Source organism: Cryobacterium suzukii (assembly GCF_004403185.1).
GTDB classification, from domain to species: Bacteria; Actinomycetota; Actinomycetes; order Actinomycetales; family Microbacteriaceae; genus Cryobacterium; species Cryobacterium suzukii.
In genome coordinates this window covers 66,564-90,170 of the sequence record NZ_SOHJ01000009.1, presented here as the reverse complement: position 1 = coordinate 90,170, position 23,607 = coordinate 66,564, and the positions used below count along the sequence as shown (strand labels likewise).

Genomic DNA, 23,607 nt, shown 5'->3' with positions numbered 1-23,607 from the left:
GCATAGTGGGCCCACAAACCAACCGTGCGCCGTTGCCGCATCCGCTGGCGCGCGGCGCATCCGGCCCGTACTTAAACGACGGATGGCCCCTGCCGAAGCAGGGGCCATCCGTTTAGAGCGGCTCGGTACTAGTTGTACGTACCGGGAGCCAGGTCGTCCGACGAGAAGCTGTCGAAGTCGACGAAGCTCAGGTCACCCTCATTGAACGTTGCATCTTCGGTGAAGATGCGGTTCGGGTAACGCTCAGCCTTGGCTTCTTCCGTTGCCTCGACGGTCACGTCGCGGTAGCGGGGAAGACCGGTGCCGGCCGGGATCAACTTACCGATGATGACGTTCTCCTTGAGGCCCATCAGCGGGTCGCTCTTGCCTTCCATGGCCGCCTGGGTCAGAACCCGAGTGGTCTCCTGGAAGGAAGCGGCCGACAGCCAGGACTCGGTCGCCAACGATGCCTTGGTGATACCCATGACCTCCTGGCGAGCGGATGCTGTCTTCTTGCCCTCGGTGAGCGCGGTGCGGTTGAGGTCGTTGTACTTCAACCGGTCAACGAGCTCGCCCGGAAGCAGTCCGGTGTCGCCGTGTTCGACGACCGTCACCTTGCGAAGCATCTGACGAACGATGACCTCGATGTGCTTGTCGTGAATCGGTACACCCTGCGAACGGTAGACCTCCTGCACACCGGAGACGAGGTGCTTCTGCACCGCGCGAACACCCTTGACGCGAAGAACTTCCTTCGGGTCGACGGCGCCGATGATGATCTGCTGCCCCAGCTCAACATGCTGGCCGTCCTCGACGAGGAGGGTCGAACGCTTCAGCACCGGGTAAGCGATTGCTTCGTCGCCATTGTCGGGGGTCAGGATAACCTTGCGGCCCTTGTCCGAATCCTCGATCGTGATGCGTCCGGCGGAGTCGACGATGGGCGACGCACCCTTGGGGGTACGGGCTTCGAAGAGCTCCTGAACACGCGGCAGACCCTGGGTGATGTCGTCAGCGGATGCCGACCCACCCGTGTGGAAGGTACGCATGGTCAGCTGGGTGCCGGGCTCACCGATGGACTGTGCGGCGATGATACCGACGGCCTCACCGATGTCGACGAGCTGACCCGTAGCGAGCGACCGGCCGTAGCAGACCGCACACACACCGACAGCCGACTCACAGGTCAGAACCGAGCGCACCTTGATGGTTTCGACACCACCGGCGATGAGCTTGGCGATGAGCACGTCTCCGACGTCGTCTCCGGCGTCGGCGATGACCTCGCCGGCAGCGTTGACCGCGGCTGCGGCCAGGCTGCGAGCGTAGACCGCGTTCTCGACGTTGAAGTCGACCAGAAGGCCGCCATCCTCGTCACGCAGGAGCGCACCGGTCGTGGCGTCGGTTCCGGCGATGGGCAGTTCGAGACCCTTCGTCGTTCCACAGTCGTCTTCGCGGATGATGACATCCTGCGATACGTCCACGAGACGACGGGTGAGGTACCCGGAGTCAGCGGTACGCAAAGCCGTGTCGGCCAGACCCTTACGAGCACCGTGAGTAGCAATGAAGTACTCGGCGACGGACAGTCCTTCNGAAGTACTCGGCGACGGACAGTCCTTCGCGGTAGCTCGAGATGATCGGGCGAGGGATGATCTCACCCTTCGGGTTGTTCACCAGGCCTCGCATGCCGGCGATGTTTCGCACCTGCAGCCAGTTACCACGAGCACCAGAGGTGACCATGCGGTTGATGGTGTTGTCGGCCGGGAAGTTCGCCTGCATTGCTGCGGCGACGTCTTCCGTGGCGCGGGTCCAGATCTGGATGAGCTCCTGGCGACGCTCGAGGTCGGTCGTGAGACCCTTTTCGAACTGTGCCTGAACCTTGGCGGCCTGCTTCTCGTAGCCGGCGACGATCTCCTTCTTGTTCGGAGGCGTCAGGATGTCACTGAGCGCAACGGTCACGCCGGAACGGGTTGCCCAGTAGAAACCGGCATCCTTGATCCGGTCGAGGGTTGCAGCAACCTCCACCTTGACGTACCGCTCCGCGAGGTCGTTGACAATGGTCGACATGGTGACCTTGTTGGCAACGTCTTCGAAGTACGGGTAGTCGGCCGGAAGCGCCTCGTTGAAGATGGCGCGACCGAGGCTCGTGGTGACGAGAACGGTTCCGACGGCCTGGCCGTTGACCAGCTCGACACCATCGGGCTGGGTGCCCTCGGTGAAGTACTTGTCGGTCAAACGGATGCGCACCTTGGCGTTCAGGTCGAGCGTCTTCTGGTCGAACGCGAGGATGGCCTCAGACACGGTGGAGAATGCGCGGCCTTCTCCGACCACACCTTCCTTCATCGTGGTGAGGTGGTGCAGACCGATGATCATGTCCTGGGTGGGCAGGGTCACCGGGCGGCCGTCAGACGGCTTGAGGATGTTGTTCGAGGCGAGCATCAGGATGCGTGCCTCGGCCTGGGCCTCAACGGAAAGCGGCAGGTGGACAGCCATCTGGTCACCGTCGAAGTCGGCGTTGAACGCCGCGCAGACGAGCGGGTGCAGCTGGATTGCCTTACCTTCAACGAGCTGAGGCTCGAAGGCCTGGATACCCAGGCGGTGCAGGGTGGGCGCACGGTTGAGCATGACGGGGCGCTCGCGGATGATCTCCTCGAGGACGTCCCAGACCTGCGGGCGTGAACGCTCGACCATGCGCTTGGCGGCCTTGATGTTCTGAGCGTGGCTCAGGTCGATCAGGCGCTTGATCACGAACGGCTTGAACAGCTCCAGTGCCATCTGCTTGGGCAGACCACACTGGTGCAGCTTCAGCTGCGGGCCGACCACGATGACCGAACGGCCAGAGTAGTCCACGCGCTTGCCGAGCAGGTTCTGACGGAACCGACCCTGCTTTCCCTTGAGCATGTCGCTCAGGGACTTCAAGGCACGGTTGCCGGTACCGGTAACGGGGCGACCACGACGACCGTTGTCGAACAGTGCGTCGACGGCCTCCTGCAGCATCCGCTTTTCGTTGTTCACGATGATCTCGGGAGCACCGAGGTCAAGCAGACGACGCAGGCGGTTGTTGCGGTTGATCACACGACGGTAGAGGTCGTTCAGGTCGCTCGTGGCGAACCGGCCACCGTCGAGCTGCACCATCGGGCGCAGTTCAGGCGGGAGCACGGGTACAACGTCGAGCACCATTCCGGCCGGCGAGTTGCCGGTCATAATGAACGCGTTGACCACGCGCAGACGCTTGATGGCGCGGATCTTCTTCTGACCCTTGCCCTCGGCGATCTGCAGGTGCAGGTTTTCGCTCTCGGTGACCAGGTCGAAGGCCTCGAGGCGCTTCTTGATGGCTTCGGCGCCCATGTAGGCCTCGAAGTACATGCCGAAACGGTCCTGCAGCTCGTGGAAGACGGAATCTTCCGGCTTCAGGTCGCCAACCTTGAGGGTGCGGAAGTCTTCCCACACGCGCTCGAGGTGCGCGATCTGCTCGTCCAGGGACTTGCGAACCTGGCCCATTTCCTTTTCAGCGGCGTCTTTCGTGCGCTTCTTCTGGTCGCTCTTGGCGCCTTCGGCCTCCAATGCTGCGAGGTCGGTTTCGAGGCGCTGCAGGCGATCGGCGATGCGCGAGTCACGGCTGGACTCGATGGTCTTGAGCTCGAGGCGCAGCTCGTTCTCGAGGCCGGGCATGTCCTGGTGACGACCGTCTTCGTCAACCGTGATGACCATGTATGCGGCGAAGTAGATGACCTTTTCGAGGTCCTTCGGAGCCATGTCCAGCAGGTAACCGAGACGCGAGGGCACACCCTTGAAGTACCAGATGTGCGTGACAGGGGCAGCGAGTTCGATGTGGCCCATGCGCTCACGGCGCACCGACGACTTCGTGACCTCTACACCGCAACGCTCGCAGACGATTCCTTTGAAGCGAACGCGCTTGTACTTGCCGCACGAGCACTCCCAGTCCCGCGAGGGACCGAAGATCTGCTCGCCGAACAGGCCGTCTTTTTCCGGCTTGAGCGTGCGGTAGTTGATGGTTTCGGGCTTCTTGACCTCACCGTGCGACCAACGACGGATGTCGTCAGCGGTAGCCAGGCCAATACGAAGCTCGTCAAATGTTGTTACGTCGAGCAATTTCTCTCCTTGGAAAGTTTTCGAAGTTTCTTTGGGCCAGGCTTAGATGTCGTCGATGGACGACGACTCAAACCGGGTGGAAATGTTGATGCCGAGCTCTTCCGCAGCGCGGAACACCTCGTCATCCGTGTCGCGCAGGCTGACTGCGGTGCCGTCGGCCGAGAGCACCTCGACGTTCAAGCACAGCGACTGCATTTCCTTGATAAGAACCTTGAAGCTCTCGGGAATGCCGGGTTCCTGGATGTTCTCACCCTTGACGATGGCTTCGTACACCTTGACGCGGCCGAGGATATCGTCAGACTTGATGGTCAGGAGTTCCTGCAGGGCGTAAGCGGCTCCGTATGCTTCGAGCGCCCACACCTCCATCTCACCGAAACGCTGTCCACCGAACTGCGCCTTACCACCCAGCGGCTGCTGCGTGATCATGGAGTACGGGCCAGTCGAACGAGCGTGGATCTTGTCGTCGACGAGGTGGTGGAGCTTCAGGATGTACATGTATCCAACGGACACCGGCATCGGGAACGGCTCACCGGAGCGGCCGTCGAAGAGCTGGGTCTTTCCGGTGGAACCGATCAAGCGTTCGCCGTCGCGGGTCAGGGTCGTGGAGTCCAGGAGACCCTCGATCTCGATCTCGAGCGCACCGTCGAATACCGGGGTGGCGACCTTCGTGCCGGGGGCGGCGCTGAAGGCGTGCTCCGGAAGACGAGCAGCCCATTTCGGCTTGCCCTCGACGTTCCAGCCCTGCTTCGCGATCCAGCCGAGGTGTGTTTCCAGCACCTGGCCGAAGTTCATGCGACCGGGGATACCGAGCGGGTTGAGGATGATGTCGACCGGGGTTCCGTCGGCGAGGAACGGCATGTCCTCGATCGGCAGAATGCGGGAGATGACACCCTTGTTGCCGTGACGGCCGGCGAGCTTGTCACCCTCGGTGATCTTGCGCTTCTGGGCGATGAATACGACCACGCGCTGGTTGACGCCCGAGCCGAGCTCGTCGTCGCCGTCCTGCGAGTCGAACACCTTGACACCGATGATGGTGCCGCGCTCACCGTGGGGAACCTTCAAGCTCGTGTCGCGAACTTCGCGGCTCTTCTCGTTGAAGATGGCGCGCAGCAGGCGCTCCTCGGCGGAGAGCTCGGTTTCGCCCTTGGGCGTGACCTTGCCGACGAGGATGTCGCCGGGGCGAACCTCGGCTCCGATGCGAATGATGCCACGCTCGTCGAGGTCGGCGAGGAAGTCCGGAGACACGTTGGGAAGGTCGCGAGTGATCTCTTCCTTACCCAGCTTGGTGTCGCGGGCGTCCACTTCGTACTCTTCGATGTGAATCGAGGAGAGGGTGTCGTCCTTGACCAGGTTCTGGCTCAGGATGATCGCGTCCTCGAAGTTGTAGCCTTCCCACGGCATGAATGCCACGAGCAGGTTCTTTCCGAGGGCGAGCTCACCCTGGTCGGTGGCGGGTCCGTCGGCGATGACCTCGCCGGCTTCGATGCGCTCACCGGCGTTGACGATCACGCGGTGGTTGAAGCTCGTGCCCTGGTTGGAGCGCGAGAACTTGCGCAGGTAGTAGTCCTGCGTGCCGCCCTCATCGAGCTGAATGGTAACGACGTCAGCCGACACCTCGGAAACCACACCGGGCTTCGACGCAGTGAGCACGTCACCGGCGTCGATGGCCGTGTAGACCTCCATGCCGGTTCCGACGAGCGGGCTGTCGGAAAGGAGCAGCGGCACCGCCTGACGCTGCATGTTGGCACCCATGAGCGCGCGGTTTGCATCGTCGTGCTCGAGGAACGGGATGAGGCTGGTCGCGACCGACACCATCTGGCGCGGCGAGACATCCATGTAGCCGATGTCTTCAGCGGGAACGAGGTCGACCTCGCCACCCTTCTTACGAGCGAGCACGCGGGCCTCGGCAAAGTGCGAGTCCTTGGTGAGCGGCGCGTTGGCCTGGGCGACGATGAAGTCGTCCTCTTCGCTCGCGGTGAGGTAGTCGATCGTCTCGGTGACCTTGTTGTTGAGCACACGACGGTACGGCGTCTCGATGAAACCGAACGCATTGATCTGCGCGAACGAGGCGAGCGAACCGATCAGGCCGATGTTCGGGCCTTCCGGGGTCTCAATGGGGCACATGCGGCCGTAGTGCGAGGGGTGAACGTCTCGCACCTCGACGCCGGCGCGGTCACGGGACAGACCACCCGGGCCCAGCGCGGACAGGCGACGCTTGTGCGTCAGTCCGGCGAGCGGGTTGTTCTGGTCCATGAACTGCGACAGCTGCGACGTACCGAAGAATTCCTTGATCGCGGCCACGACGGGGCGCACGTTGATCAGGGTCTGCGGGGTGATCGCTTCGATGTCCTGCGTGGTCATGCGCTCGCGAACGACGCGCTCCATGCGGGACAGGCCGGTGCGCACCTGGTTCTGGATGAGCTCGCCAACGGCACGGATACGACGGTTACCGAAGTGGTCGATGTCGTCGATGTCGATGTTGATGTCGGTCATCTTGCCGTCGCGCAGGCCAGGAAGGGTGGTCTGGTTGTCGTGCAGGGCGACGAGGTACTTGATGGTAGCCAGGATGTCCTGGAGCGTCAGTACGGAGTCACTCAGCGGAGCTTCGAGGCCGAGCTTGCGGTTGATCTTGTAACGACCAACCTTGGCCAGGTCGTAGCGCTTGGAGTTGAAGAAGAAGTTGTCGAGCAGCGCACGCGCAGCCTCGGCGGCAACCTGCTCGCCGGGACGAAGCTTGCGGTAGATGTCCTTGAGGGCTTCTTCCTTGGTAAGGATGTTGTCCTTCTCCAGGGTGAGCTCGATGGACGCGTAGCCCTTGAACTCCTCGAGGATTTCCTCGGACGTGAGGCCGAGGGCCTTCAGGAACACGGTAACGGACTGCTTGCGCTTGCGGTCGATGCGCACGCCAACCTGGTCGCGCTTATCGATCTCGAATTCAAGCCAGGCACCACGGCTCGGAATAACGCGGGCAGAGTAGATGTCCTTGTCAGACGTCTTCTCCTGCTCGCGGTTGAAGTACACGCCCGGGGAGCGCACCAGCTGCGACACGACGACACGCTCGGTGCCGTTGATCACGAAGGTGCCCTTGGGGGTCATCAACGGGAAGTCGCCCATGAACACGGTCTGGGTCTTGATCTCACCGGTGAGGTGGTTCATGAACTCAGCGTTCACGTAGAGGGGTGCGGAGTAGGTCTTACCCTTTTCCTTGCACTCATCAATGGTGTACTTCTCCGGCTCGAGCTCCGGGTTGGTGAACGACAGCTGCATCGTTTCGCCGAGGTCCTCGATGGGAGAGATCTCCTCGAAGATCTCATCGAGCCCGGTGCGATTCGGCAGGTCCTGGCGTCCGGCTTTCTGGGCCTCGGCGACGCGAGCCTTCCAGATGTCGTTGCCGACGAGCCAGTCGAAGCTCTCGGTCTGCAAAGCGAGCAGATCCGGAACGTTCAAGTGGTCGCTGATCTTTGCGAACGACAGACGCTCAGCTGAGCGGCCGTTCTTGGGTGAGTTGGTGGTTGCGTTGCGCGCAGCAGCCAAGGAAATAACCTCCGTGGACCCCGTCAGGTCTAGTTACTGTTATTGGTGATGACTCCGCAGACCCTCATAAGGAGGTGTGCCTCAAGGTGGCTTGAACACGCAAAGCCGACCGCAATATGAAGGCATAGTTTGTCTGGGAGCGCAAGGATCAACTATATGCCCCCTTTTGCGACATGTCCACCCGAATCTTGCGAATGTGCAAATTCTCAGGTATAACCCGTCGCACTAGTCACCGTGAAAGCGCAGGAACGGCCCGCTTGGCAACCGCAAATGGGCACTTTTTACGCTCTCGAACTGGATGCTGCGCGCAGATTGCGCGCCGTGAGGGCGCGGTGAGGGCGCAGACTGGAACCATGAGTACTGGGCGTAAGGGTGAGGCAACGGACGGGCATCCGTCTGTCGTCTTGAAGTTGAGTGGACACACGGCGGTGATTGAACCGGATCGGTTCACCCCCGGCAGCTTTCAGCTCGTCGTCGACGGCACGCCGCAGTCGCAGGTGAACATCGACCACCCCGATGAGCTGTTCTTCGAGTACATCCAGCGCATCGGGCACGTCATCGATCTGCTCGGCGACCCGCACGAGCCAATCACCGCAGTGCACCTCGGGGCCGGCGCGCTGACCCTGCCGCGCTACGTCGAGGCGACCCGGCCGGGCTCCCGCCAGCAGGTGGTCGAAATCGAGAGTGACCTGATCGACCTCGTGCGGGAGGTCTTGCCGTGGGACAAGCGGGCCCAGCTGCGCGTGCGCCACGGCGATGCCCGCGAGGTGCTCGGCAAGCTGCCGGCCGGACTGCGGGGAGCCGTCGACCTCGTCGTGGTCGATATCTTCTCGGGCGCGCGCACCCCGAAACACGTCACGAGTCGCGAATTCTTCGCGCTCGCCGCTCCCCTGCTGTCGCCGCGCGGCGTGCTCGCCGTCAACGTAGCGGATGGCCCCGGCCTCGCGTTCGCGCGTGGCCAGGCCGCAACCCTCTCGGCGGTGTTCCCGCACGTGATCGGATTTGCCGAGACGCAGGTGCTCAAGGGCCGCCGCTTCGGCAACATCGTATTCGTCGCAGCGCACACGCCGATCGACCTCAACTGGATTCCTCGGCTGCTCGCCAACGGACCGCACCCGGCGAAGGTGATCGAGGGCGCGGAACTGAAAGCATTCATGGCCGGATCGCTCGTGGCGACCGACGAAACCTCGACGCAGTCGCCGCTGCCCGGTCGCACCGTCTTTCAGATCGGACACTAGCGTGCTCGCCGGAGGCTTACCGGCGGCGGTACTCTTGGGGCACCCGTCAATTTCCGCGGCCCCGGCCGCCTTCGTCATTACAGGAACACCCCCTGAGTTTCATCATTGGTTACGACCCCATCACCCTGCGCGAAAAAGTCGACCTGCTGGCCGCCGGCGAACGGCTCGTCGAACTCGGTAACCTGCGCAGCCTGGCCGCCCTCAATGAGAAGGTCGCCCTGCTGCGCCTGGTCGGTCGGCTCGACGAAGCCTGGGAGGTCGCGAACGAGGCGGTGCGCCAGTCTCGCTTCACCGGCAACCGGGAACAGGCGGTGGCCAGCCGCATCCGTCGCGCCCAGGTTTTGCAGTTTCAAGGCAAGCTCGACGAAGCAGCGAGCGAACTGACCCACTGCATCCTCGATTCTGAGGTGCACGAATGGACCCGGCTGGCCGCCTATGCCCGGCAGCACCGCGGCAAGGTGTATTTTGACCAGGGTAACCTCGACGGCGCGCTCGCGGACTTTACCGCGGCCGTGTTTCTGCGCGAGAAAGACGGCGCCGACGCCGACGAACTCGACAGCTCACTGCTTGCCGTTGCGGTAGTGGAGTCGCACATCGCGGCCCGTGGGACCAGTCCCCTTCGCGCATAACTCCGGCAATTCGATGCCGGCAACACAACCGCCCGCGGAATCTCGCGGCCGCCGAAGAACGGCGCCGCACATTGCAGGAGTTATGGTGCGTCGTGGCCGGGTGCTGGCTCTCGAGCGCGTTCTGCGGCATGCTGTGTTCACCACGAAGGCGAGGTGAACGGTGACTTCTCAGGCATTTCGGCGCGCGGCTGCCACCGCGTCGGCCGCCCTGCTGGTTCTGGCGCTGGCCGCGTGCAGCGCGGACACTCCACGCGCCACACCGATGACGTCGACACCGGCCCAACCCGCACCCGGCGCGACTGCGACCGCAGAACTGACGCCGGTGCATCCGGTCGGGGAACCTGTCGTGATCGCCTCGGGACTTCAGGCTCCGTGGTCGATTCTGCCGCTGCCAGGCGGCGCCACCCTCATCAGCGAACGCGACACCACCCGCGTGCGCGAGTTACTTCCCGACGGCGGCCTGCGCGAGGCCGGCACGATTAAGGCAGCAGAGCCCAATGGCGAGGGCGGACTGCTCGGCCTGGCCTTTCTGGCCGACGAAGCGGCACCCGGCGGCGCCGGCTGGGTCTACGCCTATTTCTCGACCGCAACCGACAACCGCATCGAGCGGATGCCGCTGGCCGGCACCCCGGGCAGCCACACCCTCGGGACGCCCACCCTCGTGCTTGATTCGATCCCGCGGGCCGGCAATCACAACGGCGGACGCATCGCCTTCGGACCGGATGGCCTGCTCTACGCGACCGCCGGAGACGCCGGAGACACGGCCAACGCCCAGAACCCGAGTTCGCTCGGCGGCAAGATTCTGCGCCTGACACCGACCGGCGGCGTGCCGGCAGACAACCCGTTCGGCACGCTCGTGTACTCGTTCGGGCATCGGAATCCCCAAGGGCTGGCCTGGGATTCGCGCGGCCAGCTCTGGGCGAGCGAGTTCGGCCAGAACGCCTGGGACGAGCTCAACCGCATCGTTCCCGGAGGCAACTACGGCTGGCCGCAGGTTGAAGGCGAAGCCGGTGACGCGGCCTATATCGATCCCCAACAGCAGTGGTCGACCGACCAGGCCAGCCCGAGCGGTATCGCGATCGTCAATGACACCATCTTCATGACGGGCCTGCGCGGCCAACGACTGTGGAGCATCCCCATCACCGGCCCGTCCTCCACAGCAGCACCCGCCGAGTGGTTTGTGCACGACTATGGCCGATTGCGCGACGTAGTGTCAGGCCCTGCTGGCACACTGTGGTTTGTGAGTAATAACACGGATGGCCGGGGCTCCCCGGCGGCCGGCGACGACCGGCTCTTTCAGGTAGTGGTCGGTCCCTGATGGCCGATCTCACCCAGGTGCGCCGGTGGGCCGACGCGCTCATCGCGGCGCACCTCGACCCCGGTTGGACCTTCGGCTTCGACAACGCCAAGAAGCGGGCCGGCCTGTGCAATTTCAGTTCGAAGCACATCACCGTCTCGCGCTACCTCGCCTCCCGTTATGCCGACGACGACGTGCACCAGATTTTGTTGCACGAGCTCGCGCATGCCCTGGTCGGGCCGCGTGCCGGGCACGGGCCACGCTGGAAGAAAATGGCGCTCGACCTCGGCTACGACGGCAAGCGCACCCACGACGGCGAGATCGCCAACGAGCTCGCCCCGTGGGTGGGCACCTGCCCCGCCGGCCATACTCACTTTCGGTACCGGCAGCCCACCCGACCCCTGGCTTGTGGCCTGTGCTCCCGCCGCTTCGACCAGGCCCACGCCATCAGCTGGTTGCGGCGTGAAATCACGCCAGCCATCCGACGCCGAGCTGCGGCCTCCGCTGGGCCACGGCTGCCGCCGCCCAGCTGACTGCCGGTCAGCGACTGCCGGTCAGCGACCGCTGGTCAGTGCACGTCGTAGTGGGCGAGGGCGTCGGCATCCGTTGCGTGCGTCATCGCTCGACGCGCGGTGTCGAGCGCCGTCACCGGGTCGCTCTCGGCCACGGCGAGCGCGAGTTGTCGTTCGGCTTCGGCGAGGCGGGTGCGCGCGCCGGCTTGCACCCGACCCCGATTGGCAGCCACAAAGTCGCGGGTGAGCGTGATCTGGCTGCGCGCGGTGAGCAGTGCGCCGGCCAGAGCCGTTCGGGCGTTGTCGAGGCGCAGCTGGCGGTTGCGCGCCTCCGAGCGGATGCTGTCCAGCCCGTTCATCGCCGTCTCAAGGGTCACGAGATCCGCGGCCGGGTCACTTTGCCGCCCGGGCTCGCGCAGCGACGCCTGTACCGCTGCGGCGTCGGTAATGACGTGATTGAGCGACGCGCTCGTGTCGGATTCCTCGTGATTATCGCGCAGGGCGCGGGCTTCGGCGAGTTCCGCGCCGGCAGCATCCAGTGCCTTTTGCAGGTTGGCGAAACCGCGATGAAGCTGGTCTTCGCCCGTTTCGATCGCATCGAGCAGTTGCGTGGCCTGGAACAGGGCGTGCTCTGCGGTCTGCAACTGCTCCCCCACCGGTTCGGACGATGCTGCTTCGAGTCGGGTGGCCGCGGCATCGGCGCTGGCCCGTGCCGCTTTAAGGGCGGTGCCGGCCCGACCGACGTTGCCGCTGATCGGCGTGAGCGCCGCCGCGGAATAGCTCAAGCCCAGTCGGGCGAGGGTGTTCGCGCCGCCGGCGACCCGATCGGACACCCGGTCGAGGCGTCGGTGCAGTTCATCAATCTGCTGCGGAGCATTGCGTTCAACGCCCCGTTTGGCAGTGAAATTTCGGGCCTGGTTGCTCAATCGGGCGGTGGCCTCATCGGCGAGTTGAACAATCTGCTGGTTCCAGCGGGTGCGTTCTGCAGCGCTGTCCGGCACGGCATCATCGAGCTTCTGCTGCAGCGCGAAGGCGTCGCTGAGCTGGCGCTTCGACGTCGTGAGCGCCGCCCGGAACTCCCGCGTCGCGGATTCGCCGAACTGGGCGATGGCGAAACTGAGTTCGTCGGTGGCGTCCTGCACCAGGTCGTCGGCGCGCACCAGGCTGCTGGACGCGCTCCGCTCCAGCTCGGTGGCGGCCGCGCTCACCTGCCCGAGCCTGGTTCGCGTGCGCCGGCGCGAGGCACCCACCAGCGCCCAGACTCCGGCCACGACGAGGCCGATAACGATGACCGAGGGTACCCACCAGAGATCGCCATTCATGCGCTTGAGTCTAATAAAGGATTACTGACCAAACGCACTACCGGTCGTCGGCGGAGGGCCGCCGCATCTGCTGCCGGATCATCTCGAAGTCGTGCCGCGAAATTTCGAGCACTCCACGGCGTAGCTGGAAACCCCAGTCGGGATTGCCGCGGGTCAATTGCAGCACCGATAACAACGGGCGGATGCTCGTGGGCCAGGCATCCAGGTCGTAATCGGCCCGTCTGCGCCAGGGCCGCCACGAGCTGCCGGGGTCTCCTACCTGATACGCGTAGGCATCCGCTATGCGGCCGATCGCGGTGAACTCCTTGAGCGGATCACCCTCGATGGCTGTTTTCGGCGAGTAGTAGACGATGCCGTCGGCCTCACCCATTTGCGCGATCACGTCACCGGCGCCGCGATTAGCCCGGGCAATGCCCAAATCGACACCGCGCAGCACATGCTCGCGGTGCACGACGCCGAGCCAGAACCGAATTGCCACCTTTCTAGTTGTACTGCATGCCGCTGTCAGACCAAACTGGAGGCATGCGCGTACTGCTCAAAGAAATCCTGGACTGCCCACCGGATGCCGCCTGGCACGCCATCCACAGCCCGGCCGTCTTCCGTGAGGTGAGCAGCCCGTTCATGGCGGTGGAGTCGCTCGAAGCCGACGGTTTTCCCACCCGCTGGGAGCCGGGCGAACACCCTGCCGAGTTCTCCATGCTCGGCCTGGTGCCGATGGGCACCCAGGTCATTCGGCTGGCCAATTCGACGCACCGTGCCGATGGGGTGCGAATTCTGCGCGATACCGGTCGTGGTGTGTCGGGGGCACTGAGTGCGGTCACGCTTTGGGACCACCGCATGGCGATCGCCCCCGACCCGGCTGGCACCGGCAAAACGCTATACCGCGACCAGCTCATTTTTCGCGGGCGCCCGGCCACGATCGCACTCTGGCCGACCTTCTGGGCGTTCTGGCAATGGCGCATGCTGCGCCTGAAACATCTCGCGCCCAACTGGCAGTACGACATCGGCATCGACGAGGCCGACGTCGTACCGCCGTCGCAACGGGTGCTACCCACCGAGAACGCCGAAACCTAGCAGGTGGCTTCGTGTGGATCAGGCCCTCGGCGGTAGCGTAGCCACTATGAGCTCTTCCCTCGCTGCCTTACAGATCGCCGACTGGCGTCGCCGTGTCACCGGACTGTACGCGGGAGTGCGCCAGTTGAGCGCGAGCAGCCCGGCGAGCGGGCACGAACTGTGGCGTTCCGGGCGAGACGAACTGTTCGCCGGGCATCCGTCGTCCCCATTGCTGCCCGACGACCGCTCGGCATTCACCGGGCTGCCGATTGCCGCCTATGACCCCGACTGGCGATTCGAGGCGGAGGTGCACCGGGCCGAACAGCCGTATCGCATGAACGTGGAAACGGGAACTGACGGGACAGTGCCATTCGACCTGGTCGGCACCGTGCGGCTGCCCTACCTCGGTTCCCTCGACGTTTGGCGACTGGTGAGTTACGGCGGCGGACTGTTCCTGCCGCTGAAAGACGCCCTGGCCGGGAAGAGTGACGGCACCTACGGCGGCGGACGCTACCTGCTCGACACCATCAAGGGCGCCGACCTTGGCCCGGGTCTGGGCGACGACAGCCTCATCCTCGACTTCAACTTCGCCTACAACCCCTCCTGCGCGTACGACCCGATGTGGGCCTGCCCCCTGCCGCAGAACGGCAACATTATCGACGTCGAGGTGCCTGTCGGCGAGCTCTACCACGGCGACCACTCCTGACGGCCAGCAAGCCGCGACCACCGGTCTGCCGGCATCCGCGTATGCAAAACCGGTAAATCTGCGACGCGCCGTAAAGATGCGCGGGATTTTACGGCGTGTCGCGAAATCTACCGGCGCAACGTGCCCGACGCACGGTCGGCGGGCAGCCGATTTGACAGCATCCGCTAGACTGGGAGCACTTGCGAGTGCGTAGTTGCGCTTGCTGCGTCGTAGAACGCCCTCTTCTCTATCCGGCGGCCCACCAGGGCTGACCTGATTTTTCGAATGAAACATTCTTACGGCGAACGGATGTGCCCTTCGGCACCTTCGCCATGTGAATCCTCCTGGTTTGCTTATCGCTGCGCGGTAATTCGAACGGGCGAGGAGACTGATGCCCCGAAAGGCACCACTTTGTCTACACCCACCACTGTTTCTACAACTTTTGGCACGCTCGGCGTGCCAGCTCCCCTGGTCAAGGTTCTTTCTTCCCAAGGAATCGACACCGCCTTCCCGATTCAGGTCGACACCCTTCCTGACACCCTGAACGGCCGCGACGTACTCGGCCGCGGCAAGACCGGCTCCGGCAAGACGCTGGCCTTCTCCATTCCGATGGTGTCCCGCCTCGGCGGTAACCTCGCCGGCGGCAAGCGCCGCCCGGGCCGCCCGCTCGGCTTGATCCTCGCGCCGACGCGCGAGCTGGCCACGCAGATTACCAACGCGATCACCCCGCTCGCCGAGGCCTACGGCCTCAACACCACGACCATCTTCGGTGGCGTCTCCCAGGGCCGTCAGGTTGCCGCACTCAAGGCCGGCGTCGATATCGTCGTAGCCTGCCCCGGCCGGCTCGAAGACCTCATGAAGCAGGGCTTTGTAAACCTCGACACCATCGAGATCACCGTGCTCGACGAGGCCGACCACATGGCCGACCTGGGCTTTCTGCCCGTCGTCACCCGCATTCTCGACAAGACGCCCGGCACCGGCCAGCGCATGCTGTTCTCCGCCACCCTCGACAACGGCGTTGACAAGATCGTCAAGCGCTTTCTGCACGACCCGGTGATGCACTCGGTCGACGAGGCCAACAGCTTTGTCTCGGCCATGACCCACCACGTGTTCGAGGTCTCCGGCGTCGACGCCAAGAAGGACCTCGTGCAGAAGCTGGCGAGCGGCTCTGGCCGTCGCATCCTCTTCATGCGCACCAAGCACCAGGCCAAGAAGCTCGCCAAGAGCCTCACCGACGCGGGCATCCCCTCCGTCGACCTGCACGGAAACCTCTCGCAGGTGGCCCGTGACCGCAACCTCGCCGCGTTCAGCGCCGGCACGGTCAAGGTTCTCGTCGCAACGGATGTCGCCGCTCGCGGCGTGCACGTCGACGACATCGAACTGGTCATCCACGTTGACCCGCCGGCCGAGCACAAGGCCTACCTGCACCGTTCGGGCCGTACGGCCAGGGCCGGCAGCGCGGGTGACGTCGTCACCGTCGTACTTCCGGAGCAGAAGCGCGACACCGATGCGCTGTTGCGCAAGGCCGCCATCAAGGTGACCCCGCAGCGCGTGGATTCCTCCTCCCCGGCCGTCGACGCCCTCGTCGGCGATGTCGCTGCCTACGTCAAGCCGGCTCCCCGCGTCGAGGCACCGCAGCAGCAGCGCCAGTCGCAGGGTGGTCGCTCACAGGGTGGTCGCTCACAGGGTGGCCGTGCCCAGGGCGAGCGCAGTGGTCGCCCCAGCCGCGACGGTGACTCCAGCCGTGGTGGCCGCGATGCCGGCGCCAGCCGCTCGGGTGGAAGCCGGGACGGCGCCCGCACGGATCGTAACGACGGCGGCCGCGGCCGCAGCAGCGACTCGGCTTCGGCCGGTGGCGCCCGCCGCGAGCGCACCGGTCGTCCGGCCGGCGCGTCCACGAGCGCACCCCGCTCCGGTTCGGCCGCTGGCCGTTCCGGCGGAGCCCGCGTCGGCAGCCTCCAGGTCGGCGGACTCGTTCGCGGACCGAGCTCGGGTGGGGCCGGTCGTTCGGCTCCACGTCGCTCGCAGGGCTAAGCCTGCAGCATCCGCTCGCTGAAACGGGCCGGTCTCTTCGGGGGCCGGCCCGTTTTTTGTACCCGAGCGTCAAGGGGCACCCGCAAACACGGTTAGGGTCGAATCATGAACACCACAGTTGTCGTTCGACCCGTCAGTGAAACGGATGCCCAAAGCCTTGGCCGCGTACACGCCGCCTGCTGGCATGAAACCTACGATCACCTGCTCAGCCAGGCCGCCCTGTCCCAGTTGCGGCCGCAGCGTCTGGCCGCCCTCTGGGGCCGCTTTACGACCCAGGGCGCGCAGTACCGCCAGCATGTCGTGCTCGTCGATGGCGAGATCGTGGGCTTCGCCGGCAGCGGGCCGACGCGCGACGGGGACCATCCCACCCCAAACGAGTTGTTCTTCATGTACCTGCTCGAGGCCAATCACGGTTCAGGCGTCGGCCAGCAGCTCTTCGATTCCGTCGTTGACCCCGGCCCGTCGTCATTGTGGGTAGCCGCAGACAACCCCCGGGCGCACGCCTTCTACGCCCGAAATGGCTACGTCGCGGATGGTCTCGAGCGCAACGAAGAGGTACTCGGCGAGACGCTGCACGAGGTACGCCTGGTTCGGTAGGGATCTGCTCACAAGTGCAAACTTCCCCCTACAGTGTTCGATTGTGGGCCAAAACCCCCCGAAGTAGTTTGGGGGCAGATTCAAAGTAATAGGGTGAGCGGATGACTCATTCCGCGGCCCCCGAGGCGATCCCTGTCATTCTCGACGTTGACACCGGGGTCGACGACGCCCTGGCCATTTTGTTCGCGCTCGCTCACCCGGGCATCAACGTGCTCGGCATTAGTTGCGTGGCCGGCAATGCCTCGCTTGAGCGCGTTGTCGAGAACACCCTGCGCATTCTCGATGTCGCGGATGCCCCGACCATCCCGGTCGCCGCCGGAGCGCGACGCCCCCTGCTTGAACCGGCCAGGTCAGCCGCGCACGTGCACGGAGAAAGCGGCCTCGGCACGCTGCAGCTGGCGCCGAGTGACCGGCAGGCGGAGTCGATCAGTTCGATCGAGCTCATGCGCCGCCTCATTCAGGCCAGCCCGCACCCGGTCACCCTGGTCGCACTCGCCCCGCAAACCAACCTGGCGCTGCTGCTGCGCCAGTACCCCGACGTCGTCAACAACATCGAACGCATCGTCTTCATGGGCGGATCCACCACGGTCGGTAACGCCACCGCCGTCGCAGAGTTCAACGTCTGGCACGACCCGGAAGCCGCCGCGATCGTACTCGACTCCGGCGTACCCACCTTCATGTATGGGCTCGACGTGTTCAACCAGGTCTCGATTCCCGAGCGGGTCGCCGTCGCTCTCGCACACGGCGACTCGCCGCTCGGCCACGTTGTCGGTCGACTCCTCAACAATCGGATCGCGCTCGGGTCTGGCCGCAACTCGGACTACACCGGACTGATCGGCGATGCCGGCGCCCTGTGCGCCCTGGTCGACCCGGATGCACTTGAGACCGCGATGCTGCCGCTGCGCGTGCAGCTCTCCGGCTACGGCCGGGGCCAGACTCTGGTCGATAAGCGCACACATCCGGGCGAGGACGTCGTACACGGTCTGGTCGGCGATTGGGAGGCCGCGGAGGTCGCGCTTGACGTCGATGTCGACCGCTACGTGCGCCTGTTCCTCGACACGCTTGGCCTCGGTTCGGCGCTGCCGCCGTCCAAATAGCGGCCGGGCCGTCAAACCGGATGCTGTGGCCCAGCTACTCCCTCGCGGCACGCGTTAGAGAAGCCGGCACTGGTTAGAATCAGTGCCGGCTTCTTGTGGGAGTGCCGCGAGGCCGCGACACTCCGAAGCGTCAGTACAGCTGGCCGACCGAGGCGAGGGCTGCACGCAGCAGGGTGCCGCGGCCGCCTTCCATTTCGGCTGATACGCCAGGGGATGCCGCCTCCGCAGGGGTCATCCAGGTAATCTCAAGCGCGTCCTGGCGGGGGTCGCAGGTACCGCTGACGGGAACGACGTAGGCCAGCGAGACGGCGTGCTGGCGGTCATCCGTGTAGGCGGTAATTCCGGGCATGGGAAAGTACTCAGCGACCGTGAATGGCACGGGGCTGGTCGGCAACTGCGGAAAAGCCATCGGCCCGAGGTCTTTTTCGAGGTGACGAAACAGTGCGTCCCTCAGGGTTTCGCCGTAGAGCACGCGGCCAGAGACCAGGGTGCGGGTCATTTCGCCGGTTGGGCGGGCGCGCAGCAGCACGCCGACCTCCACGACTTGACCGAGGCCGTCCACCCGAACGGGCACGGCCTCGATGTAGAGGATGGGTAGCCGCCGGCGAATCTCGGCGAGTTCGACGTCTTTCAGCCAGCCCGGATTCGTGTTCGGGGCTCCCGCGGGGGGCTTCGGCGTCCAGTCCGGGTCTGGGTCAGGGGTTCGCACGCTCATAGTGCCATTCTGTCTTACGTGGCCACCGCGCGCGCACTCGCACCGCACCGTTACCGAACGGCGGTTTCCCCGACGCTGCGCGCGTAACTCCTGCAATTCGTGCGGTGTCTGTTTGGCTCGCGAGTGTTTTAGACCAATCTGGCGACTCGTGCCAGTTTTCTGCAGGAGTTATTCCCCCACCCGCGACCGGCAGAGGTGCCCACGATCGCCGGCCAGGCGCAAATCGCGGGCACAGAGATGAAAGTATGGACAAGCGGCCGACAGGTCGCGAACCCCGGGAGGACTCCATGACTGTCAACACCCCCATCGACAACGCCGCAGTGCTCTGGTCGGCCACCGGCGCCGACCAGGCTGACCGCCCGTTGTTAGTTATCATGCACGGCTACGGCTCGCACGAGGACGACCTGTTCTCGCTGGCCCCGCACCTGCCGCTCGAGCCGGTGATCGCGGCCCTGCGCGCGCCACTGCGCGCGCCACTGCCAATTGGTGACGGCTGGGCCTGGTTTCCGATCAGTGAACCGGGCAGTCCCGACCCGGCCGCCGTCACCGCCGCCGTCAGCGCCGTGCTCGCCTGGCTTGATGCCCTGCCGCAGCAGCCTCCGTCTGTCGGGCTGCTCGGATTCTCACAGGGCGGCGCCATGGCGCTCGAACTACTGCGCGCTTCGCCAAATCGGTTCAGCTTCGCAGTAAGTCTCTCCGGGTTCGTCGCGACCGGCCCGCAAGCCAGCGACGCCGCGTTGGCCGAGCAGCCGGCTCCGGTATTTTGGGGCCGCGGCACCGCCGACGGTGTCATTCCGGTCAGCGCAGTAGAGCGCACCCAGGCGTGGCTGCCCGGCCATAGCACGCTCACCGAGCGCATCTATGAGGGACTTGCCCACTCGATCTCGCAGACCGAACTCGGCGACGTCGTCAACTTTCTGAACGTTCAGTATGCGGCGAGCGCGGTAAAACCGAGCGCCTGAACGCGGTCAGTCAGAAAGAAATCAGCGGTCGCGCTTGGCCTGCTCCTGGGCGGCCTGGCGTTCGACGTGCGCCTTCTTGGCTGCGCGGTGGGCATCGCGGTCTTTGACCGCGATCTGGTCGGCGCGCACGCCGGCCTGGGTAGAACGTTCAAGCACGAGCCACGCCGGCGGCTGCTGCAGCAGAGCCGCAATTTCGGCGGTGGTCAGCGGGTCGGTGATCTCACTGCGCGCCAGGCCGGAGATCGAAACGCCCAGCTTGGCAGCGACAACCTGGCGAGGGTGCGGCCCATTGGTGCGCAGCAGGGTGAGCCATTCCGGCGGGTTCGCCATCAGTTCGGCGAGCTCGGTGCGGCTGACGAATTCGGTCTGGAACTCGGCCGGTGCCGCGTCGAGCAGAATCCCGAGTTTCTGGGCCGCCGTGGCGGGCTTCATGGTCTGGGGCTTCTTCTCGGAACTCATTGTTCAAGCGTATAGCCTGAGAGGGCCCTCGTTTGGGCAAATCGCGCACTCAACTACTACGAGAAAGGATGCCGGTGAGCTTTTCCATCGCCTTCGTCGCCGGTGTCACCCCCACAAAGTGGACTCGCATCTGGAATGACCGCCGAGCCGACGTGCCCCTCACCGTGTTTCGCACGGAATCCCCGGAGCAGATCGCGGTGCTGCACGACGGCCGGGCCGACATCAGCCTCGTGCGCCTGCCGATCGACGACACCAATCTGAGCGTCATCAACCTGTACAACGAGATTCCGGTCGTGGTCGCGTCGAAGGACCACGAAATCGAGCAGGCCGAGACGGTGCTGCTGGCCGATCTGGCCGGCGAACACCTGTTGCAGAACCCCGACGATGTGCCGGAGTGGCGGGACGTGGCCGACGAGGTTCGGGACGGCAGCCGCCGAGCACTGCCGCCCATGCGAGACCTCGACGAGACCATGGAGCAGGTTGCCGCCGGCGTCGGCATCATCATCGTGCCGCATTCGATCGCCCGGCTGTACGGCCGCAAAGACGTCGTCTCCCGCCCGGTCACCGACGTGGCCGACACCCAGATCGCCCTCGCCTGGATCACCCGGGAGACCACCGACGACATCGAAGAGTTCATCGGAATCGTACGTGGGCGCTCCAAGGCGAGTTCGCGAACGGATGCCGGCACGGCGGCCGACGCCACGGCATCCGCTGAGGACGACGAAGGGCCCGCGCGCAGCGACGGCCGCCCGTCGAAACCGCCGCGCAAACCCAAGAAAACCGACAAGGCGAAGGCGGCAGCCAAGGCCATCCGGGTGGCAGCGGCCAAGGCCAAGCCCGCCGTGCGCAAGAAAACCGAGAATTCCCCCGGCCGCACGCGTCCGACCAAAAACCCGAACAAGGGCAAGAGCCGCGGCCGCTAGGCCGTTGCCACTACGGGTTCTTCAGCACCGCCAGAATGTTGCCCGACGGGTCGGTGAACCAGGCGATGTCTGGCCCCTGCCCTCCGCCGGCGGCGATTCCCTTGTCGTTCTGCTCGAAGCCCTCGTAGCGCAGAAATTCCACACCGCGTTCGGTGAGTTCGTCGACCGTCGCGTCGAGGTCGGCTACCGCAAAATTCAGAATCGTATAGGTGGCCGGCACGAAATCGGGCTTCGGGTAGACGATGACGGTTGCTCCGCCGGGCAAGGCAATGCGCAGCATGCCCATCTCCCCCACCGTCACGTCGAGTCCGAGGGTCTCGGCGTAGAAAGTGCGGGCGGCGTCGAGGTCGGAAACGGCAAATCCGCTGAAGCCGTCGATGATACCGACGGCGTGTTCGGCCTGGTGCTGGGTCATGAGAGTAGCTCCTTCGTCGGTGAAGCGGGGCCGGTCAGCGGGAGCTGATCGACGCGAACTTGCGAATACACAGCGGCACGAACACGAGCAGCATCACGGTGATGCCGATCAGCACGGTCAGAATCGGGTTCTGCATGGTCCAGATATCCGGCACCGGGGCGGTGCCAAGGTTGCCGAACAGCTGCCGCACGGCCTGCACGAGCGACGACACCGGGTTCCACTCGGCAAAGACACGAAGCGGAGTCGGCAGGGTCTCGCTCGGCACAAAAGCGTTCGAGACGAAGGTCAGCGGAAAAAGAATCAAAAACGATGCATTGTTGATGACCTCCGGGCTTTTCACGCTCATACCGAGCAGCGCCATCACCCAGCTGAATGCGTAACCGAACAGCAACAGCAAGCTGACTCCGGCCAGGAACTCGACCGGCGAGGTGGTGACCCGCCAGCCAACCGCGAGGCCGGTCGCCATCATGATGACCATGGAGATGGTATTCAGCACGAGGTCGCCGTTTGTGCGACCGATCAGCACAGCGGATGCGTTCATCGGCAGGCTCCGAAACCGGTCGATGATGCCCTCTTTCAGGTCGAGCGCCATGGCGGCGCCGGAGAATGTCGCCCCGAACACGACGGTCTGAGCGAAGATGCCGGCCATGAGGAACTGGGTGTAGTCGCTGCCCTCGACCGCGATGGCACCGCCATAGACCTGACTGAACAGCAGCACGAACATGATCGGCTGGATCACGGCGAACACGAGCATGTCGGGCGAACGCTTGATCTTGATCAGATTGCGCTTGGTGACGGTCCAGCCGTCGGAATACCAGAGCGAGAACGGATTCCACGTGGGCAGCGGTGGCAGGGTGCCCACCCGAGATTCGCTGAGCTCGCGGGCCTGCTCGAATCCGGCCGGCTCAGGCGTAACGGGCTCGGGTGTAACGGCGGAATGTCGGGGACTCATGTCACCTTCTCCAAATCGGTGGCGTCGGCATCCGTCGCGCGTGCCTGGTCCCGTTTGGCCTGCGCTCGCTTCGACAGCTTGGGGCCGCCGGCATCCGTGTCGTCGTCGGTCGCATCCAGATCTGCCTTGTGCCCGGTGAGCTTGAGGAAAACGTCGTCAAGGGTGGGGCGTCGCATGCCGGCATCGTGCAGGTTGACCTGCGCCGCACGGAGGTCCGAGAGCATGTTCTGCAGCGCGGTCGGGCCGTCCGTGACGGCTACCTCGACTCCGCGGCCGTCGGTCGACATCGAGGGCTCACCCGAGCCGTGACGGGCGAGGATCTCGCGGGCAGTCCCGCCGTCGGCGGCATCGACCAGCGCCACCACAACGCGGTGCCCGCCGATCTGGGCCTTGAGTTGATCCGAGGTGCCCTCGGCGATGACCCGACCATCATCGATCACTACGATGTCATCGGCGAGCTGGTCGGCTTCTTCGAGGTATTGCGTGGTGAGGAGCACGGTCGTGCCGTCGGCAACGAGGTGCTTGATGACATCCCACAGGGCGATGCGGCTGCGCGGGTCCAGCCCGGTCGTCGGTTCGTCGAGAAAGAGCACCTTGGGGTTGATCACCAGGGCGCCGGCAAGGTCGATGCGCCGCCGCATACCGCCGGAGAACCCCTTGACGGGCCGGTTGCCAGCGGCGGTCAGCTCGAACAGGTCGATGAGCTCCTGAGCCCGCCTGCGGGCAGCCGCTCCGCCCAGGTGGTAGAGACGACCAACCATCTCCAGGTTCTCGAATCCGGTCAGGTTCTCGTCGACCGCGGCGTACTGTCCGGAGACCCCGATAATGCGCCGCACCGATTTCGGGTGGCGGATGACGTCGATTCCGTCGATGACGGCGGTCCCGGCATCCGGTCTAATCAGGGTCGTGAGCATCTTCACGACGGTGGTCTTTCCGGCTCCGTTCGGACCGAGGAGGGCTTTGACGGTGCCGCGTGGAACCTGCAGGTCGAGCCCGGCGAGCGCGTGCACCGGCCCGCTCTTGGACTGGTAGGTCTTGGTCAGGCCCTGGGCCTCAATGATCACGGGGATTCCTTGGCGGGGTATCGGGTGTGGCAACGGGAT

Annotated in this window: 20 protein-coding genes and 1 pseudogene; 11 read left to right on the top strand and 10 right to left on the bottom strand. The window is 64.8% G+C overall.

What is annotated here, in order from left to right; genetic code table 11:
* Nucleotides 1–128: 128 nt before the first annotated feature.
* Nucleotides 129–4,080 (bottom strand): annotated as a pseudogene (gene rpoC, locus E3T39_RS09135) (DNA-directed RNA polymerase subunit beta').
* 42 nt (nt 4,081–4,122) lie between these two features.
* A complete protein-coding gene (gene rpoB, locus E3T39_RS09130) occupies nt 4,123–7,614 on the bottom strand; it encodes a DNA-directed RNA polymerase subunit beta (RefSeq protein ID WP_134514602.1) in 3,492 nt (1,163 codons plus the stop codon).
* A gap of 353 nt (nt 7,615–7,967) precedes the next feature.
* Here rpoB and E3T39_RS09125 point away from each other — a divergent pair, with 353 nt between their 5' ends.
* Nucleotides 7,968–8,852 carry a spermidine synthase gene (locus E3T39_RS09125; protein WP_134514600.1) on the top strand — a complete coding sequence of 295 codons (885 nt, stop codon included), beginning with the start codon at nt 7,968–7,970 and terminating at the stop codon, nt 8,850–8,852.
* 77 nt (nt 8,853–8,929) lie between these two features.
* Here E3T39_RS09125 and E3T39_RS16430 read toward each other — a convergent pair whose 3' ends face one another.
* Nucleotides 8,930–9,205: a hypothetical protein gene (locus tag E3T39_RS16430; RefSeq protein ID WP_241979627.1), complete on the bottom strand. Its 276-nt coding sequence runs from the start codon at nt 9,203–9,205 to the stop codon at nt 8,930–8,932.
* Between E3T39_RS16430 and E3T39_RS16425 the strand changes: the two genes are divergently transcribed.
* The 3 genes from E3T39_RS16425 to E3T39_RS09110 all read left to right on the top strand — a co-directional run bounded on the left by E3T39_RS16425 (nt 9,194) and on the right by E3T39_RS09110 (nt 11,311).
* Nucleotides 9,194–9,481, top strand: coding sequence for a hypothetical protein (locus E3T39_RS16425; RefSeq protein WP_241979626.1), 288 nt, complete (start codon nt 9,194–9,196; stop codon nt 9,479–9,481). The two genes, E3T39_RS16430 and E3T39_RS16425, sit on opposite strands and share 12 nt — an antisense overlap.
* Before the next feature lie 160 nt (nt 9,482–9,641).
* Nucleotides 9,642–10,799 carry a PQQ-dependent sugar dehydrogenase gene (locus tag E3T39_RS09115; RefSeq protein WP_241979625.1) on the top strand — a complete coding sequence of 386 codons (1,158 nt, stop codon included), beginning with the start codon at nt 9,642–9,644 and terminating at the stop codon, nt 10,797–10,799.
* Nucleotides 10,799–11,311, top strand: a complete 513-nt coding sequence (locus E3T39_RS09110; RefSeq protein WP_134514598.1) for a SprT-like domain-containing protein — start codon at nt 10,799–10,801, stop codon at nt 11,309–11,311. The genes E3T39_RS09115 and E3T39_RS09110 overlap by 1 nt, the downstream gene beginning before the upstream one ends.
* A 35-nt stretch (nt 11,312–11,346) precedes the next feature.
* Here E3T39_RS09110 and E3T39_RS09105 read toward each other — a convergent pair whose 3' ends face one another.
* Both E3T39_RS09105 and E3T39_RS09100 read right to left on the bottom strand, forming a co-directional pair.
* On the bottom strand, nt 11,347–12,612 hold the full coding sequence (locus E3T39_RS09105; RefSeq protein ID WP_134514596.1) for a hypothetical protein: 1,266 nt from the start codon (nt 12,610–12,612) through the stop codon (nt 11,347–11,349).
* Nucleotides 12,613–12,649: 37 nt separating this feature from the next.
* On the bottom strand, nt 12,650–13,090 hold the full coding sequence (locus tag E3T39_RS09100) for an EVE domain-containing protein (RefSeq protein WP_134514594.1): 441 nt from the start codon (nt 13,088–13,090) through the stop codon (nt 12,650–12,652).
* A 44-nt stretch (nt 13,091–13,134) separates the two neighbouring features.
* On the opposite strand from E3T39_RS09100, the gene E3T39_RS09095 reads away from it, so the two are divergent.
* The 5 genes from E3T39_RS09095 (at nt 13,135) to E3T39_RS09075 (ending at nt 18,078) form a co-directional block, all read left to right on the top strand.
* Nucleotides 13,135–13,686: a hypothetical protein gene (locus E3T39_RS09095; RefSeq protein ID WP_174845112.1), complete on the top strand. Its 552-nt coding sequence runs from the start codon at nt 13,135–13,137 to the stop codon at nt 13,684–13,686.
* A gap of 46 nt (nt 13,687–13,732) precedes the next feature.
* The gene (locus E3T39_RS09090; protein WP_134514592.1) at nt 13,733–14,371 is read left to right on the top strand and encodes a DUF1684 domain-containing protein; all 639 of its coding nucleotides are present in this window, start codon (nt 13,733–13,735) and stop codon (nt 14,369–14,371) included.
* Between the two features lie 390 nt (nt 14,372–14,761).
* The gene (locus E3T39_RS09085; RefSeq protein WP_241979624.1) at nt 14,762–16,384 is read left to right on the top strand and encodes a DEAD/DEAH box helicase; all 1,623 of its coding nucleotides are present in this window, start codon (nt 14,762–14,764) and stop codon (nt 16,382–16,384) included.
* Between the two features lie 105 nt (nt 16,385–16,489).
* Nucleotides 16,490–16,981, top strand: a complete 492-nt coding sequence (locus E3T39_RS09080) for a GNAT family N-acetyltransferase (protein ID WP_134514590.1) — start codon at nt 16,490–16,492, stop codon at nt 16,979–16,981.
* Nucleotides 16,982–17,082: 101 nt separating this feature from the next.
* Nucleotides 17,083–18,078, top strand: a complete 996-nt coding sequence (locus E3T39_RS09075) for a nucleoside hydrolase (protein ID WP_134514588.1) — start codon at nt 17,083–17,085, stop codon at nt 18,076–18,078.
* A 130-nt stretch (nt 18,079–18,208) separates the two neighbouring features.
* Here the strand turns inward: E3T39_RS09075 and E3T39_RS09070 are convergent, their stop codons facing one another.
* The gene (locus E3T39_RS09070) at nt 18,209–18,793 is read right to left on the bottom strand and encodes an NUDIX hydrolase family protein (protein ID WP_104193455.1); all 585 of its coding nucleotides are present in this window, start codon (nt 18,791–18,793) and stop codon (nt 18,209–18,211) included.
* 287 nt (nt 18,794–19,080) lie between these two features.
* Here E3T39_RS09070 and E3T39_RS09065 point away from each other — a divergent pair, with 287 nt between their 5' ends.
* Nucleotides 19,081–19,755: an alpha/beta hydrolase gene (locus E3T39_RS09065; RefSeq protein WP_134514587.1), complete on the top strand. Its 675-nt coding sequence runs from the start codon at nt 19,081–19,083 to the stop codon at nt 19,753–19,755.
* 21 nt (nt 19,756–19,776) lie between these two features.
* Here the strand turns inward: E3T39_RS09065 and E3T39_RS09060 are convergent, their stop codons facing one another.
* Nucleotides 19,777–20,214, bottom strand: coding sequence for a DUF5997 family protein (locus E3T39_RS09060; protein ID WP_134514585.1), 438 nt, complete (start codon nt 20,212–20,214; stop codon nt 19,777–19,779).
* Nucleotides 20,215–20,288: 74 nt separating this feature from the next.
* Between E3T39_RS09060 and E3T39_RS09055 the strand changes: the two genes are divergently transcribed.
* Entirely contained in the window at nt 20,289–21,137 is an 849-nt protein-coding gene (locus tag E3T39_RS09055) for a LysR family substrate-binding domain-containing protein (protein WP_166784095.1), read from the top strand.
* 10 nt (nt 21,138–21,147) lie between these two features.
* Here E3T39_RS09055 and E3T39_RS09050 read toward each other — a convergent pair whose 3' ends face one another.
* The 3 genes from E3T39_RS09050 to E3T39_RS09040 are packed head-to-tail and all read right to left on the bottom strand — an operon-like array spanning nt 21,148 to nt 23,574.
* Complete coding sequence (locus E3T39_RS09050) at nt 21,148–21,552, bottom strand: VOC family protein (protein ID WP_134514581.1); 405 nt, start codon at nt 21,550–21,552, stop codon at nt 21,148–21,150.
* Between the two features lie 34 nt (nt 21,553–21,586).
* Nucleotides 21,587–22,504, bottom strand: coding sequence for an ABC transporter permease (locus E3T39_RS09045; protein ID WP_134514579.1), 918 nt, complete (start codon nt 22,502–22,504; stop codon nt 21,587–21,589).
* Complete coding sequence (locus E3T39_RS09040) at nt 22,501–23,574, bottom strand: ATP-binding cassette domain-containing protein (protein ID WP_134514800.1); 1,074 nt, start codon at nt 23,572–23,574, stop codon at nt 22,501–22,503. Before E3T39_RS09040 ends, E3T39_RS09045 begins: the two co-directional genes overlap by 4 nt.
* Between the last annotated feature and the right edge of the window lie 33 nt (nt 23,575–23,607).

Bases quoted from the DNA above. Each gene is read 5' to 3' on its own strand.
- E3T39_RS09125 (WP_134514600.1), top strand. From the start codon at position 7,968: ATGAGTACTGGGCGTAAGGGTGAGGCAACGGACGGGCATCCGTCTGTC.
- E3T39_RS09110 (WP_134514598.1), top strand. From the start codon at position 10,799: ATGGCCGATCTCACCCAGGTGCGCCGGTGGGCCGACGCGCTCATCGCG.
- E3T39_RS09105 (WP_134514596.1), bottom strand. From the start codon at position 12,612: ATGAATGGCGATCTCTGGTGGGTACCCTCGGTCATCGTTATCGGCCTC.
- E3T39_RS09095 (WP_174845112.1), top strand. From the start codon at position 13,135: ATGCGCGTACTGCTCAAAGAAATCCTGGACTGCCCACCGGATGCCGCC.
- E3T39_RS09090 (WP_134514592.1), top strand. From the start codon at position 13,733: ATGAGCTCTTCCCTCGCTGCCTTACAGATCGCCGACTGGCGTCGCCGT.
- E3T39_RS09080 (WP_134514590.1), top strand. From the start codon at position 16,490: ATGAACACCACAGTTGTCGTTCGACCCGTCAGTGAAACGGATGCCCAA.
- E3T39_RS09075 (WP_134514588.1), top strand. From the start codon at position 17,083: ATGACTCATTCCGCGGCCCCCGAGGCGATCCCTGTCATTCTCGACGTT.
- E3T39_RS09070 (WP_104193455.1), bottom strand. From the start codon at position 18,793: ATGAGCGTGCGAACCCCTGACCCAGACCCGGACTGGACGCCGAAGCCC.
- E3T39_RS09065 (WP_134514587.1), top strand. From the start codon at position 19,081: ATGACTGTCAACACCCCCATCGACAACGCCGCAGTGCTCTGGTCGGCC.
- E3T39_RS09060 (WP_134514585.1), bottom strand. From the start codon at position 20,214: ATGAGTTCCGAGAAGAAGCCCCAGACCATGAAGCCCGCCACGGCGGCC.
- E3T39_RS09050 (WP_134514581.1), bottom strand. From the start codon at position 21,552: ATGACCCAGCACCAGGCCGAACACGCCGTCGGTATCATCGACGGCTTC.
- E3T39_RS09045 (WP_134514579.1), bottom strand. From the start codon at position 22,504: ATGAGTCCCCGACATTCCGCCGTTACACCCGAGCCCGTTACGCCTGAG.